The 14248-nt window shown below is 47.7% G+C and carries 14 protein-coding genes; 7 read left to right on the top strand and 7 right to left on the bottom strand.

Features of this window, described 5'->3' with window-relative positions; genetic code table 11:
• Window positions 1–98 precede the first annotated feature (98 nt).
• A complete protein-coding gene (locus CLV60_RS23990) occupies window positions 99–677 on the bottom strand; it encodes a Uma2 family endonuclease (RefSeq protein ID WP_106597908.1) in 579 nt (192 codons plus the stop codon).
• Window positions 678–776: 99 nt separating this feature from the next.
• On the opposite strand from CLV60_RS23990, the gene CLV60_RS23985 reads away from it, so the two are divergent.
• Together CLV60_RS23985 and CLV60_RS23980 are read left to right on the top strand one after the other, a co-directional pair.
• Window positions 777–2057: a type IX secretion system plug protein gene (locus tag CLV60_RS23985; protein ID WP_106597907.1), complete on the top strand. Its 1281-nt coding sequence runs from the start codon at window positions 777–779 to the stop codon at window positions 2055–2057.
• Window positions 2058–2069: 12 nt separating this feature from the next.
• Window positions 2070–2465 carry a hypothetical protein gene (locus tag CLV60_RS23980; protein ID WP_106597906.1) on the top strand — a complete coding sequence of 132 codons (396 nt, stop codon included), beginning with the start codon at window positions 2070–2072 and terminating at the stop codon, window positions 2463–2465.
• 61 nt (window positions 2466–2526) lie between these two features.
• Here the strand turns inward: CLV60_RS23980 and ychF are convergent, their stop codons facing one another.
• Both ychF and CLV60_RS23970 read right to left on the bottom strand, forming a co-directional pair.
• The gene (ychF, locus tag CLV60_RS23975) at window positions 2527–3627 is read right to left on the bottom strand and encodes a redox-regulated ATPase YchF (protein WP_106597905.1); all 1101 of its coding nucleotides are present in this window, start codon (window positions 3625–3627) and stop codon (window positions 2527–2529) included.
• 162 nt (window positions 3628–3789) lie between these two features.
• Window positions 3790–4137 (bottom strand): DUF3276 family protein, encoded by a 348-nt coding sequence (locus tag CLV60_RS23970; RefSeq protein ID WP_019942161.1) that lies wholly within the window; start codon window positions 4135–4137, stop codon window positions 3790–3792.
• Window positions 4138–4377: 240 nt separating this feature from the next.
• Here CLV60_RS23970 and CLV60_RS23965 point away from each other — a divergent pair, with 240 nt between their 5' ends.
• Both CLV60_RS23965 and CLV60_RS23960 read left to right on the top strand, forming a co-directional pair.
• Window positions 4378–4830 carry a septal ring lytic transglycosylase RlpA family protein gene (locus tag CLV60_RS23965; protein WP_106597904.1) on the top strand — a complete coding sequence of 151 codons (453 nt, stop codon included), beginning with the start codon at window positions 4378–4380 and terminating at the stop codon, window positions 4828–4830.
• A 14-nt stretch (window positions 4831–4844) separates the two neighbouring features.
• Window positions 4845–5759: a DUF58 domain-containing protein gene (locus CLV60_RS23960; protein WP_106597903.1), complete on the top strand. Its 915-nt coding sequence runs from the start codon at window positions 4845–4847 to the stop codon at window positions 5757–5759.
• 16 nt (window positions 5760–5775) lie between these two features.
• On the opposite strand, the gene radA is transcribed toward CLV60_RS23960, so the two are convergent.
• Window positions 5776–7149 (bottom strand): DNA repair protein RadA, encoded by a 1374-nt coding sequence (gene radA / locus CLV60_RS23955; RefSeq protein ID WP_106597902.1) that lies wholly within the window; start codon window positions 7147–7149, stop codon window positions 5776–5778.
• A gap of 165 nt (window positions 7150–7314) precedes the next feature.
• Between radA and CLV60_RS23950 the strand changes: the two genes are divergently transcribed.
• Window positions 7315–8031, top strand: coding sequence for a porin family protein (locus tag CLV60_RS23950; RefSeq protein ID WP_106597901.1), 717 nt, complete (start codon window positions 7315–7317; stop codon window positions 8029–8031).
• 200 nt (window positions 8032–8231) lie between these two features.
• Here CLV60_RS23950 and CLV60_RS23945 read toward each other — a convergent pair whose 3' ends face one another.
• A complete protein-coding gene (locus tag CLV60_RS23945; RefSeq protein WP_223402727.1) occupies window positions 8232–8633 on the bottom strand; it encodes a LytR/AlgR family response regulator transcription factor in 402 nt (133 codons plus the stop codon).
• Between the two features lie 346 nt (window positions 8634–8979).
• Between CLV60_RS23945 and pheS the strand changes: the two genes are divergently transcribed.
• Complete coding sequence (gene pheS, locus CLV60_RS23935; RefSeq protein ID WP_106597899.1) at window positions 8980–10020, top strand: phenylalanine--tRNA ligase subunit alpha; 1041 nt, start codon at window positions 8980–8982, stop codon at window positions 10018–10020.
• Window positions 10021–10087: 67 nt separating this feature from the next.
• Here the strand turns inward: pheS and CLV60_RS23930 are convergent, their stop codons facing one another.
• Together CLV60_RS23930 and CLV60_RS23925 are read right to left on the bottom strand one after the other, a co-directional pair.
• Window positions 10088–10819 (bottom strand): esterase family protein, encoded by a 732-nt coding sequence (locus tag CLV60_RS23930; protein WP_106597898.1) that lies wholly within the window; start codon window positions 10817–10819, stop codon window positions 10088–10090.
• A 114-nt stretch (window positions 10820–10933) separates the two neighbouring features.
• Window positions 10934–12364 (bottom strand): circularly permuted type 2 ATP-grasp protein, encoded by a 1431-nt coding sequence (locus tag CLV60_RS23925; protein ID WP_106597897.1) that lies wholly within the window; start codon window positions 12362–12364, stop codon window positions 10934–10936.
• A gap of 326 nt (window positions 12365–12690) precedes the next feature.
• Between CLV60_RS23925 and CLV60_RS23920 the strand changes: the two genes are divergently transcribed.
• Window positions 12691–14238 carry a DUF5723 family protein gene (locus CLV60_RS23920; RefSeq protein WP_106597896.1) on the top strand — a complete coding sequence of 516 codons (1548 nt, stop codon included), beginning with the start codon at window positions 12691–12693 and terminating at the stop codon, window positions 14236–14238.
• Window positions 14239–14248 lie beyond the last annotated feature (10 nt).

The raw sequence follows: 14248 nt of genomic DNA, 5'->3' as shown, positions 1-14248 counted from the left end.
TGACCCCTTGTTAATTTAACCAGGCTTCTATCAGTCTCAAAAATCCAAAAAGCCTATTTACAGCCAAATTGACTCGGGCCTTTTTAGTCAGCCCCTTGCTATAAAATGCCGATTGTTTGATCGTAGATGTCCACCATCTTTAAGGTAAGTCCGATATGGCCGATTTCGATGCTACCTTCGATCTCGTAGGCTTCGGAGGAAACGAACCAAACGCCATCACTGCCTTTGCGATGCACTCGCGCGCCTACTTCCTGAGAGTCTATCAGGATATACTCGACCAGCGACTGCATACTGCGGTAAAAGTGAAATTTCTTTCCCTGATCATAGCTCGCGGTACTTGGTGACAACACTTCGATAATGACCGAGGGATTGAGCAACGTATCCATATGCTCGTCCAACAAAATTGGCTTCCCGCAAACTATCAACAGATCCGGATAAGTATACAAAGTGTTTTCGGGAATATGCACGCGCATGTCACTTGACAAGCTGCTACATGATTTCCCTCTCAAAAAAAGGCCTACCGCAATGGAAAGATTCTCTTTAACCCGATTGTGATTAAGCCTCGCTCCCGACATCGCAAATATCTCCCCCCGATAGTACTCGCTCTTGTACTCAGCTGCCCGTTCCAGTTCAAGATACTCTTCCTGTGTGTACATTTTGATCGCTACTGCTGTCATGGTTTCTAATCAAAAATAGTTAATAATGTTCAAATCACCTTTTCCAAACTATATGTACCTTACCGTAAAAAGTATCGTTACTCATTTAAAAATCCCGAGATGCGTTTAGTATTGCTGATAGCTCTTTTTCTCTTTTGCACACACGCGTATGCGCAGCCACAAGGGCTTCGCCTGGAAGATTTTATTTATCAGGACAAAATCAAAACTGTGCTGCTGTACCCGGCTCTGGACGATCCTGAGAACCCTACCCGCCTGCTCACACCACCCATTACACCACTGGGTAATCCGGCCCCGCTGGTGCTCGAATTCGATGATATGACCGGCCAGCCAGAGGGTTACCGGGCCAAAATCATTCATTGCAATGCCGATTGGACTAAATCAAACCTGAACGACATCGAATTCACCTACGAGTTCAACGAATATCCACTGAATACCTACGATCAATCGTTCAGCACGAAGGTACCCTACACGCATTATCGTTTTGAATTACCCAAATTGAAACTTCCTGGTAATTATGTAATCTATGTTTTTTCCGACCGTGACAGAAAACTAATGTTCAGCCGGCGGTTTATGCATTATCAACCGCGCGTGAATGTTACCGCGAAGGCGCGTTTCTCCCAGGGAATTGAGCAGCAGTTCTCGGATCAGCAGATCGACTTTTCGGTGGATTACAAAGGCTACCAGCTCAATGCCCCGCAAACAGACCTGAAAGTGGTGATCCGGAAGAACTTCCGGTGGGACCAGGCGAAGACTGACTACAAACCGACCAACGTGCGCCCATTTGACCAACTATTGGAATACACCTTTTTTGACCTTGAAAACACTTTCCAGGGCGGAAATGAATTCAGGTATTTCGACAGCCGATCATTAACTGGTCGTGGTTATGGGGTAAATGAAATCGAGCGGACGGATGAGTTTACCAAGCTGTTCCTCTTTCCCGACAAACCACGGGCACATGTTCCTTACATTCAGATGGACGATTTCAATGGCCAGTACATTGTAGATCAGCGAGAATCGGGACGGGGAAGTGTGGAAGCCGATTATACACCGGTGGTATTCACATTAAAGACCGAGGAAGATCCTGGCGCGACATTTTATGTAAATGGTGCTTTCAACCTCTGGCAGCTTACCGACCACAATAAAATGACGTACGATGCTACCGCGCAGGCATACCAGGTTGAAATGATGGTCAAACAAGGCGTGATCAACTATAACTATACAATGGTGAAAGGCAACCAAAAGCCCGACGAAGCATATATTGAAGGAAATTTCGCAGCAACTGAGAACGATTACGACATATTGATCTATCACCGTCCGCCTGCCAGCCGCGCCGACCTGCTCGTTGGCTACCGCACCGTAGAATGGAACCGGCGGCGTTAACTACTTAACGTTATGAAATCATCAGCAAACAGCGTGTACCTCACATCCAATCTCTCGATCACCAACGACGAGAACTACATTGTCGATTGCCTGGTGGATCATGACGAAATGCCGGCCAATTTCGAGGCGAACCATGTGATCAGTTTTTACGTGCAGACCGACCTATATCTGGTCCTCTATTTCCCGCAGGTGGACGACCGCGGCTTTCAAATGTACATTGTAGAGGATTTTTCGCAGAATATCGACGACCTGGTTTTTCTGCGCGAGATGTTTATGCAGCTGATCAACGAAGGACATAACCCCGAGCTTTTAAAGAAAGCACATTATAAAGTCGATACCATTCTGCACATGGCCAAAACGCTTCGCGCGGTGATCCATAAAGACGCGCCCGACTATTACGAGGATTGATATACAAAGCAAAAGAGCGGCAATGTGCCGCTCTTTTCATATCTGAATCATATTGCAGACGCTATACATTGAATCGGAAGTGCATAATATCGCCGTCTGCGACAACGTACTCTTTGCCTTCCACAGCCATTTTACCGGCTTCTTTCACTGCAGGTTCTGTTTTATATTGTTCATAATCTGCGATTTTGATCACTTCTGCACGAATGAAGCCCTTTTCGAAATCGCTGTGGATTACCCCGGCGGCTTGCGGCGCTTTCCAGCCTTTCACGATCGTCCATGCACGAACTTCCTTCACGCCGGCAGTGAAATAGGTAATGAGGTTCAAAAGCGCGTAAGATGCTTTGATGAGCTTACTCAACCCCGATTCCGCCAATCCGTATTCGCTCAGGAACATTTCGTGCTCTTCCGGGTCTTCTATTTCGGAAATTTGAGATTCAATAGCCGCACAAAGTACGATCACATCCGCACCTTCGTGTTTCACAGCCTCTCTCAGCTTCTCAGAATATTCATTACCGGTCAGCATGGAGCCTTCGTCCACGTTCGCAACGTAAAGTACCGGTTTCGCTGTCAGCAATTGCAGGTCGCCGATCACCGATTCTCTCGTTTCCGGATCGATCTCAACAGCTCTGGCATTCTTGCCTTCTTCCAGCGTTGACTTGTATTTTTTCAGCCATTCGAGTTCAGCTTTCGCTTTGGCATCGCCAGCGCGTGCGCCTTTCTCGGTACGCTGAATTTTCTTTTCGATCGATTCCAAATCTTTAAGCTGTAACTCGGCGTCGATGATCTCTTTATCGAATACCGGGTCAACACGGCCTTCCACGTGCACGACGTTGTCATCGGAGAAGCAGCGTACCACGTGTACGATCGCATCTACCTCACGGATGTTGGCCAAAAACTTGTTACCCAATCCCGCTCCCTGGCTCGCGCCTTTCACAAGACCCGCGATGTCCACGAATTCGATAATGGTAGGGATTACTTTTTGAGGACCAACCAGCTTTGTCAGTACATCCAGACGTTCGTCGGGAACGGTTACAACGCCCACATTGGGCTCTATGGTACAAAAAGGATAATTGGCAGCTTCGGCTTTGCCGGTAGAGATGGCATTAAAAAGGGTGGATTTCCCAACGTTCGGCAATCCGACAATCCCACATTGAAGACTCATATATGAATGGTAAGCAGTGAATGGCGGCCGCATGCCCGATCAGTAATGCAAAGCATGCCCGCCTGCTGAATAATAATTTTCGCAAAATTACTATTTAGCAGGTACAAAAACCAAAAGCCTTCGTAATCAATTGCGAAGGCTTCTACTTAATATCTGAATTTCTTAATCCCACTTAAGGTCCGACTCCCCTACTACGTCTACCTCGTCTCCCTTGGATTCAAATTGCGAGAAGTCAACCTCTGGCATCAGTTCTGTCTTCACATGATCCACCGCTTCCTTCAATGCCTCCACAAACTTGTCGAAGTCCTCCTTGTACAAAAACATCTTGTGTTTTTCGTACGTAAACCCGTCTCCCTGAGGGTGGCGACGGCTTTCTGTGATGGTAAGATAGTAATCGTTAGATCGCGTTGAGCGAACATCGAAGAAGTAAGTCCTTTTTCCCGCCCTGACCCTTTTGGAGTAGATTTGCTCTCTGTCTTCCACTATGTTTAGTTTTAAATAGGTTTCCAAACGCTAAAATATAAAGTTTATTGCTGCTTCCAAAAAAACCGGAACATATTAGCAATTTGTTAGTTGGGGGTTACAAGCTGGCCCGGTAACCGCATTCAAATTAACTGCAACTTTTGCTGGTTTGTTTAGATCTTTTTACTAGTTTTGAAATTCGTGGGTTTTAAAATTGACCTGAAACACCAAAGAAAGATATGAAATAAGGGACTTTTACCTTATTATGTTTCACTTAAATCCAGAAAAATGACTTATCGTCGGATTCTGATTCTCACCATGTTAGCGTTTGTCGCGCTATTACCGGAAGCTATCGCTCAGGTAAAACTCGGCAAAACGGAAACCGGAGCCGCCTCCTATTACTCGGCGCGCTTCCACGGCAGAAAAACCTCTTTCGGAGAGGTACATAAAAGCAGTGAGCTGCTCGCCGCCCATCGGAGCTACCCGCTCAATACCATGCTTGAAGTGACGAATCTGGATAATGATGAGAAAGTGATCGTGAGAGTCAACGACCGTGGCCCGTTTTCAAGGCACCGTGTGATCGACCTCAGTAAGGAAGCAGCCCGCCTGCTGGGCATTCTCGCCAAAGGCGTTGCCAATGTCTCAGTACGAGTTGTAGGAATGGAAGGAATGGTGCTCTTGTCACCCAACGAAGAAATCGACCCGAAATCGGGCAAAGTCATTTCGATGAGAAGTAAGTAAGCCTTGATGCTAACATGAGTGTCCGCCAACTGGATCTGGCCAAAGTCAGAGAATTCGGGAATCTGGAATTTCTTGCAAAACAGTTGGTAGAAGGTTTTATCACCGGTCTTCACAAATCTCCTTTTCACGGCTTCTCAGTCGAGTTTGCCGAACACCAGCTTTACAACACCGGCGAATCCACACGGAATATCGACTGGAAGGTTTTTGCCAAAACCGACCGGCTATATGTCAAGCGCTACGAGGAAGAAACCAACCTCAGGTGCCACATTCTGCTCGATACGTCGTCTTCGATGTATTACCCGGAAGAGAATTTTGGTAAAATGACGTTCAGCGTCATGGCCGCGGCCAGCCTTACCTATTTGCTTCAAAGGCAAAAAGATGCCGTGAGCCTATGCACATTCTCGGAACAAATTGAGGTACAAACCGCTGTAAAATCCACGCCATCGCATGTTCACAAGATCATGCTTGAACTGGAACAGCAGCTGCAAGCCAATCGGCCGCTGCGGAAAACTTCGGTAGCCGACGTGCTGCATCAAATCGCCGAAAAGATCCATAAGCGCTCACTCGTGGTCATTTTCAGTGATATGTTCGATAATATCGAGGAAGCAGATAAGATTTTTTCCGCATTGCAGCATTTACGGCATAACCTGCACGAAGTACTGCTTTTCCACGTCACCGATCGAAAGACTGAGGAGAATTTTGCATTCGAAAACAGGCCTTACGAGTTTGTCGACCTCGAAACGGGTGAAAAAATCAAAGTCCAGCCCGAGCAAGTGCGCGAGTCCTACCAGCAGTTTGTCGGCGATTTCTATCAAAAATTGAAGCTAAAATGCGGGCAATACAAGATTGACTTCATTGAAGCGGATATTGCCAAGGGCTTCGACCCCGTATTGCTCGCCTATTTGGTGAAGCATTCCAAAATGCGGTAATGCATTTGAAATCAACTTATTGATTCAGAAAGAGCGACATAAAGAGCTCGTCCAAATGCGCCACAGGAATCACCTCGATCTTCCCACGCTTCAAATCCAGCCCTTTGCTGTTGTATTTTGAAATATAAATCTTCTTAAAGCCCAGCTTTTCGGATTCCGAAATGCGGCTATCAATCCTATTCACCGCGCGGACCTCGCCTCCCAGTCCTACTTCCGCCGCAAAGCATACCGATGGTGGAATGAATTTATCCTCATAAGAAGAAACCAGCGACGCAATCACCGCAAGGTCAATCGCGGGATCCTCTACTTTCAAGCCACCGGCCACATTCAAAAATACGTCCTGCACACCCAGCCTGAAACCTCCCCGCTTTTCCAGCACTGCCAGCAACATTTGCAAACGTTTTGCATCGAAACCCGTACTGCTCCGCTGCGGTGTGCCATAAGTAGCCACGCTCACAAGCGACTGGATTTCCACCAGCAATGGCCGGTTCCCCTCCATCATCGATCCGATCGCAATGCCGCTCACAGGTTCGTCTCGCTGAGAAATCAGGATTTCCGAGGGATTGCTCACCTGCCGGAGGCCAGTTCCCTGCATTTCATAGATACCCAGCTCGGAAGTACTTCCGAAACGGTTCTTCATCGTCCGCAGAATCCGGTAGGTATTATGGCGGTCGCCTTCGAATTGCAGAACGGTATCCACCATATGTTCCAGCACTTTCGGACCCGCAAGCGAACCATCTTTGGTAATATGACCGATCAGGAACACCGGAACGCCCATTTCCTTAGCATACTTCATGAATTCCGCCGTACATTCACGTACCTGCGACACGCTGCCCGCCCCCGACTCGATATAGGTCGATTGCATGGTTTGAATAGAATCAACGATCAGGATTTCCGGCTGAAAATCTTCTATTTGCCTGAAAATATTCTGGGTTTGCGTATCTGTGAGGATGAAGCAATTATCACTTTTGGCCGCCATCCGCTCCGCCCGCATCTTGATTTGCGCTTCGGATTCTTCGCCAGAAACGTACAATACCTTTTTATTGGAAAGCGTCAATGCGATTTGTAGCATTAATGTCGACTTCCCTATTCCCGGCTCGCCACCGATCAACACCAGAGAACCTGGCACGATCCCTCCGCCAAGTACGCGGTTGAGTTCCTCGTCGAATGTGCGGATACGCGGCTCATTTTCGTAGACAATTTCAGCAATCGCCCGCGGACGGCTGGCCAGATTCACCGATTTCCAGGAAACCGCTGTTTTTTTGTCCTCCTTTTCAATAACTTCCTGAACGAAAGTATTCCATTCTCCGCACGACGGACATCTGCCGACCCATTTTGGCGAATTATACCCACATTCCTGACAAAAATATGCCGTCTTGGCTTTGGCCATAATAGAATAGTCTAATTTATATCCTCTTGGTGACTAACGTAATTCAGACGATATTAATCCAATTTTTGCATGTTTTGGCCATAAAATCAAAAAAAATGTAGGATAGGTATAGTTTTTTGCAAATTGGCGTTATTAACCTGTTTTACTTAAAAAATCATATTATCCATGAACATCCTGACAAAAGTGGCCTGTGCCTGTTTGCTCTGCATTTTCGCATTCTCAAATGTGCAGGCCCAGAAAAAAGGTTTTGCGTTTGGTATCAAGGGAGGGGTAAACTTGTCGCGGCTTACCATGGGCGACGTTTTCACGACACGTTACGATGATCAGGGAAATCCGTACCTCGGATATGACGGTAAAGAAGTTCGCGATAACCTGAAAGAAAGCTTCAACACAAGAACCGGCGCCGTAGGCGGTATCTGGATGCGCTTCGGCAAAACGATATTCATCCAACCCGAAGTACTCGTTTCTACAAAGGGAGGTTCGTTCAAAATAATCCAGAATGACCAGGAAACACCAGTCGAAAAAACGATCAATGTCAAATACAGCAATATCGACGTGCCACTGCTGATTGGGTTGAAAGGCGGCCCGTTCCGCATTCTCGCGGGACCGGTTACTTCATTCCGTATCGGTGACAACCAGCGGCTACGCGATGCATTCAAATACTACACATCCGATTTGAACAACGCCATGTCCGAAGCAACGTTCGGCTACCAGCTTGGAGCCGGGCTCGATTTGGGGAATTTTAGTCTGGATGTAAGAAAAGAAGGTTCATTCACCAACCTTGCGTCATTTCAGGTAAGCGGCCAACCCGTTAACGGCGGCGCCTCGTTGAAACAGAAGGTAAGTTCCTGGCAGGTGACGTTGGGGCTGAAGTTGTTTTGATCGACCGCCGACGGCTGACGACCGACGGCCGCTTTATTATATTTCATAGCAGCGTCGATACGTAAACCAAATCGGCCGTCGGCGGTCCATCGTCGGCGGTCGGGCGGCAACGCCACCCATAAACAAAACGAGCAGCCTTCGATCGAGCGATGGCTGCTGTTTTTATGAATAACCCACTAATTTAATTCACCAAAATTTCTTTATGCGCTGATACGGATGAGGTTGGTGTGATCCAGAAGACCAGATACCTCTTTGATTTTCCGGCGCGATACGACTACCTCTTTACCGCATGAGAGTTTCAGCATGCGATCGTCTTCCAGACGCTCTACCACGTAGTCGGCATTTACAAGATATGATTTGTGAACGCGAAGGAACTTTGCGCTCAACTGCTCTGCAAGAGATTTCAAAGTCTTCGAAACGAGGTATTTCTTACCGTTGTTCGTATATATAAATGTGTAGTTTCCTTCACCTTCGAGGAAGGTGATTACATCGGGTGTCAAAAAGATCGTTCTACCCATCGATTGTACCGAAATATAAGAGCGGCTGTCGTTGTAAGATCTGTCTGACAGGTTGGGGCGAGTAAAGCTGGGGAAATTTTTCATGGTAACTACGCTAATATTGTTGTGATTTCTTGTTTCAAAATTAGCACATCGCGTAGTGTTCAGAAAATACGTAAAAGTACGTATCAGCACACAAACAGCTAATAATCAATCATTTAACAATTAGGTAATATGTAAAATGACGTAAGCGAACTTAGTAAAATGCGTAATTTTACGTAGTCTCAAAAACATGGACTTTTCCAATAAACCAACCCAATAAACGCAAGTAAGCCATTTCACTTCCGCCTGCGAGCTAACTTTCGTTATCTTTGCAGGAATTTCGGGGCACTCGAAAAGGGCCTCCTGCCGCAACGAACGCGGCGTAAGTCACCAATAACAACAAGCTTTTATGATTACCGAGCGGGTAAAGGAGTTAGTTTCTGAAATCGAACAGGCAACAGTCAGCACCAAGGAGCAACTGGAAGCTTTCAGGTTGAAATATATCAGTAAAAAAGGCGCAGTAACCGAGCTTTTTGATAATCTCAAAAATATTCCTCAGGAAGACCGCCGGGCCGTTGGCCAGGAATTGAATACACTCAAAAACCTGGCACAAACACGTTTTCAGGATTTTCAGACAGCACTGGAAAATTCGGCGGACAGCAATCCTGAAATGCTGATCGACCTGACCTTGCCTGTTACGCCCAACTTGCAGGGAAGCCTCCACCCGCTAACGATCGTTCGTCGGAGGATCATCGAGATTTTCGAACGCATGGGCTTCAACGTGTCATACGGGCCGGAAATCGAGAAGGACTGGTACAACTTCAGTGCATTGAACTTCGCCGACAACCACCCGGCGCGTGAAATGCAGGACACATTCTTCATTTCCAAAAGTGAAGGCGATGTGAAGGACGACGTCCTCCTGCGTACGCACACTTCCAACGTGCAGGTGCGCCTGATGGAACGCCAGAAGCCGCCGATCCGCTCCATTATGCCGGGCCGCGTGTTCCGGAACGAAGCTATCTCGGCCCGCGCACATTGCGTTTTCCACCAGGTAGAAGGCCTTTATGTGGATAAGAATGTGAGCTTCAAAGATCTGAAAGATACATTATACCACTTCGCGAAGGAGATGTTCGGCAAGGATTCTACGATCCGCCTCCGTCCATCCTACTTCCCGTTTACCGAGCCAAGCGCGGAAATCGACGTCTCCTGCTTCATATGTAAAGGAAAAGGCTGCAATGTGTGTAAGCACACCGGCTGGGTTGAAATCGCAGGATCAGGGATGGTAGATCCGAACGTTCTTGAAAACTGCGGAATCGACAGTGAAGAATACACCGGTTTCGCATTCGGAATGGGTATCGAGCGGATCACGATGCTCCGTTACGGCATCAACGACCTCCGCTTGTTTACAGAAAACGACGTAAGGTTCCTGCGACAGTTCGAAGGAGCCTGATGGACTATATCTAAAAAGCGAAAGCCCTGGAATGTGATCATTTCAGGGCTTTCGCTTTTTTGCGGTATCAGAATCTCGTTTCGAGGTAATAAGGCAGCATTTTTTTCCAGGCCCACCATTCATGAGGAATATCACTCCCCCAGATATCCAGCTCGTGAGGCACATTCTTTGAAGTCAGGATGGACGATATATGCCTCGAATAATCCGGCACTTCGTACGCGCCCGAGCCTGTGACGAAATGAATGTGCCTGCTATCGCGATACATTTGCAGGTGCCACTCTGCTTTCAGGTTCTGCAGGTAATGTATCGGCGAGTTGAAATACACATTGTCATCGTAATAGCCGTCGGTATACACACTCAGGTCATAACAGCCGCTCATTGCAATCACCCCGTGAATGTAATCGGGGTGCTTGAAAAACAGGTTGGCAGCGTGCAACGCACCGAAGGAAGCACCCGCAGCGATAATCTCATTCGTAGGGCTGGAATCTTCTTTGATAAACGGCACCACCTCCTTGATCACATAATCGTTGAATGCCTGGTGACGCACGGCTTTGTCGTAGCCATGCATGTAGGGATTTAGCCAGCTTTCTCCATTGATGCTTTTGATACAATAAACTTTGACCTTTCCGGAATAGATGTACGGCTCAATAGCGTCGATCAACCCATTTCGTTCGTATTCCAGGTAATCGGATGCCGCGGTAGGGATCATCAGAAGCGCAACTCCGTAATGTCCATAAACGGCAATTTCCATGTCTTTGTTAAGCGCCGGACTGAACCATCCGGTTATTTGGCGTTGCATTGTTGAATCATTTAAGTTACTGATTGTTGATGTTCAGGCAGTTCAAACAAGGTTTATCAAAAAAATACGTAAACCGTTATCATGAACAGACTGCCAGTAACTGTTAATGATAACTTAATACAATACCCAGGTGTCTTTCCCCCCACCACCTTGCGACGAGTTCACCACAAGCGATCCTTTTCGCAATGCTACGCGGGTAAGGCCGCCGGGGATTACGTTGATATCGTCGCCATATAATATGTAAGGCCGGAGATCAACATGCCGCCCTTCGGCGTGTCCGTCAACCATACAAGGCACCCTTGATAGAGAAATCGTCGGTTGGGCAATATAATTCCGCGGATTGTCCTTTATTTTCTGACGGAAAAGTTCATGTTCTTCTTCCGTAGCCTTAGGCCCGATGAGCATTCCGTAACCACCTGCCTCATTGGCTTCTTTTACAACCAATTGTGAGATATTCTCAAGAACATAGTTCATATCATCCTCTTCCCCGCAGATGTAGGTCTTCACGTTCGGAATAATCGCTTCCTCACCCAGGTAATACTTGATAATGCGCGGCACATAGGCATACACTACCTTGTCATCGGCCACACCCGTCCCCGGCGCATTGGCCAATGCCACGCGGCCCTTTTTGTATACTTCAAAAATGCCCGGAATGCCGATCAGCGAATCCTCCCGGAATGATTCCGGGTCCATGAACGTGTCGTCGATCCGGCGGTAGATCACATCAACGATCTGCAAACCATTGGTTGTCCGCATTTTGACATAACCATCCGAAACTACGAGGTCGCGCGCATCCACGAGCTCCACGCCCATTTGCTGTGCCAGATACGAGTGCTCGAAATAGGCCGAGTTATAAATACCGGGGGTAAGCACGGCCACAGTCGGGTTAGGACGGTCGGCGAGGTGTTGCAGCATTTGCAGCAGGCGCGTCGGGTAGTCGGATACAGGTCGCACGCCGGTACGCGCGAGCACGTCCGGGAATATCTGTTTCGACAACTCCCTGTTTTCCAACATATAAGACACTCCAGACGGGCAACGCAGGTTATCCTCCAGCACCATAAATGTGCCGTCATCACCCTTAATGAGGTCGGTACCGGTAATGTGGCACCAGATTCCCTTTGGTGGTTTCAGGCCGATACAAGGTTTAAGGAAGCATTTGCTCGACTCAATCAGCTCACGCGGAACCACGCCGTCGTTCAATATATTCTGCTCGTTGTAAACATCGTCGATAAACATATTTAATGCCTTGATCCGCTGTTTCAGCCCTTTTTCAAGCCATTCCCACTCTGCGTTGGAAAGCACCCGCGGAATAATGTCGATCGGCATGATGCGTTCGGTACCCTCGCCCTCGGAATACACATTAAATGTAATGCCCATCGATAGCAGTGCACGTTCAGTAGCAAGCTGGCGGTTGGTAAGATCCTCGTGCGTCAGGTTTTCAAATTTATTCTTCAAATGTTCATAGCCCTGACGTATTTCGCCATCAGGAGTAAACATCTCATCGAAGAAATTTTCTATTTGATAATTAGAAAATGAAAAATTCATACAATTCAAAATTTGAATAAGTCAATACCGATAGTTCACAGAACAATATATGGTCAATGTATGAATTAACAAAACAAATACCAACACGCACCCTCACCCGGCTTCATCTTTGATTTCCCGGAAAAAGCCAAATGCGATCTAAACCACTGACGGTGACAAGTTACCAAAGAGCAACCGTTTGCGGATTTCCTTCGTATTAAAATCATGCCGCCCAACGTTATGGAATATTCTTTACCCATTCAGTAAACATTGTTGCAAGTCAGTGCCGTTAGCGTTTTCTTTGTAACCAGATTAAATGTCGGCTACCCCACCGAATCACGTTCCCTATGCAAAGAAGTTGGTTATCCATATTAGGACTGGTCTGCGGATTAACCATCAACGCCCAAGCCCAGCATTTGCCTGGCACAGCCATGAGCAATTTTGCTGGAACGAATGCATTGTATCATAATCCGGCATTCGTGGCCGACAGCCGTTACAGCGCATATGTAAACCTGGTCGGCACACAATTTTACACCGCCAACAACCACGTCAAATACGAGGCTCCCTATTCGTTCCTGAGCCTGCTCACCGGAACCGTGCCCGCCAAATACTATAATGAAAGAGGCATGCTGCTGTTTCCGCGCTCCTACCTGGGCGAAAAACTGAACGGCAATAAAAAATACCTGAACGCGGGCGGCGATACACGCTTGCCGTCGATCATGTTCAATATGTTCAAAGGCAGGGTCGGTGTTGGAATATCATCGCGTGCGCGCTACATCCTCAACACCACCCAGGTAACCGAGCCATTGGCGCGATTGATCAGCAAGACCACGCAGTTCAAAGATTTGCAGGAGCAGGTGTATGAGCACCAGTCAGGTCAGTTGCATTTGAACGGCCTTGGCGAGATTGCATTTACCCTGGGTGGCACTGTTTTTGATGATGAAACGGATTATCTCAAAGTAGGCTTCACGGTCAAAAGACTGATCGGCCTTTACAATGCCCACGCCATTATCGAGAATTCGTCATACGATATTCAGCCTGACGCTGCCTGGGAAAACAAACGGCAGTATATCAATGTCAATGAAATCAACGTACGCTACGCGCTCACGCGCGACGAAGGTTTTCAAAACGTCAAGCCATCACCGGCCTGGCTATTCGGCGGCGCGCCTCCGGGAAGTGGCTGGGGTTTCGACCTCGGGGCTGTTTACGAATACCGGCCCGACGTTCATAAAGCCACTTATCGCGAAAGAGGTGTACGCAAACGCGACGCATCGAAAAACAAATACCTGTATCGCATAGCCGTCTCGCTGACGGATATCGGTCGTGTCCATTTCAAGAACCCGGCTTACATTCTGCAACAGGAAACCCATACGACCAACAAGGAATTCAGGTACGACACATTCCAGAAACTCAAAGGCTCCGAAGGTATTTTTAATGCGATCAACTCTTCGCTGGATGGCGGGCAGCCTATTGCTCCCAACTTCAAATCGGTACTACCGATGGCATTCCAGGCGAGCGTGGATTATAATTTAAAGCCGAATGTGTATGTCAATGGCCTCTGGGTGCAGAACCTCATTCCACAGGGCGCATTTGGCATGAAGGCGGAATCTTATATAGGTGTTACGCCCCGATACGAACACAAATGGTATGAAATATCGGTGCCACTGTCGCTCATGAACCGCTATCGCTCGCCGGCGATCGGGCTTGCAGGACGCATTGGCCCGCTGTGGATCGGCACCGACCACCTTACCGGGCTGCTGAACATCGGCAACCCGAGGTCGTTCAACCTATATTTCGGCATTTCCGGCGGCCTTTTCCGCAGACCTCCCGAATCCCAAAACCAGTGCTGGCCGCCACAGGATTCGTGGATTCGCCGCATTTTTTCTAAACGATAAATTCCGCTTC

This window comes from Dyadobacter jiangsuensis, assembly GCF_003014695.1.
In the GTDB taxonomy this organism is placed as follows: Bacteria; Bacteroidota; Bacteroidia; order Cytophagales; family Spirosomataceae; genus Dyadobacter; species Dyadobacter jiangsuensis.
Note: the sequence above shows the minus strand (reverse complement) of the source record. Positions and strands in the feature narration are given on the sequence as shown.

Bases quoted from the DNA above. Each gene is read 5' to 3' on its own strand.
- radA (WP_106597902.1), bottom strand. From the start codon at position 7,149: ATGGCCAAAGCCAAGACGGCATATTTTTGTCAGGAATGTGGGTATAAT.
- CLV60_RS23950 (WP_106597901.1), top strand. From the start codon at position 7,315: ATGAACATCCTGACAAAAGTGGCCTGTGCCTGTTTGCTCTGCATTTTC.
- CLV60_RS23945 (WP_223402727.1), bottom strand. From the start codon at position 8,633: ATGAAAAATTTCCCCAGCTTTACTCGCCCCAACCTGTCAGACAGATCT.
- CLV60_RS23980 (WP_106597906.1), top strand. From the start codon at position 2,070: ATGAAATCATCAGCAAACAGCGTGTACCTCACATCCAATCTCTCGATC.
- CLV60_RS23985 (WP_106597907.1), top strand. From the start codon at position 777: ATGCGTTTAGTATTGCTGATAGCTCTTTTTCTCTTTTGCACACACGCG.
- CLV60_RS23925 (WP_106597897.1), bottom strand. From the start codon at position 12,364: ATGAATTTTTCATTTTCTAATTATCAAATAGAAAATTTCTTCGATGAG.
- CLV60_RS23990 (WP_106597908.1), bottom strand. From the start codon at position 677: ATGACAGCAGTAGCGATCAAAATGTACACACAGGAAGAGTATCTTGAA.
- CLV60_RS23930 (WP_106597898.1), bottom strand. From the start codon at position 10,819: ATGCAACGCCAAATAACCGGATGGTTCAGTCCGGCGCTTAACAAAGAC.
- pheS (WP_106597899.1), top strand. From the start codon at position 8,980: ATGATTACCGAGCGGGTAAAGGAGTTAGTTTCTGAAATCGAACAGGCA.
- ychF (WP_106597905.1), bottom strand. From the start codon at position 3,627: ATGAGTCTTCAATGTGGGATTGTCGGATTGCCGAACGTTGGGAAATCC.
- CLV60_RS23960 (WP_106597903.1), top strand. From the start codon at position 4,845: ATGAGTGTCCGCCAACTGGATCTGGCCAAAGTCAGAGAATTCGGGAAT.
- CLV60_RS23920 (WP_106597896.1), top strand. From the start codon at position 12,691: ATGCAAAGAAGTTGGTTATCCATATTAGGACTGGTCTGCGGATTAACC.
- CLV60_RS23965 (WP_106597904.1), top strand. From the start codon at position 4,378: ATGACTTATCGTCGGATTCTGATTCTCACCATGTTAGCGTTTGTCGCG.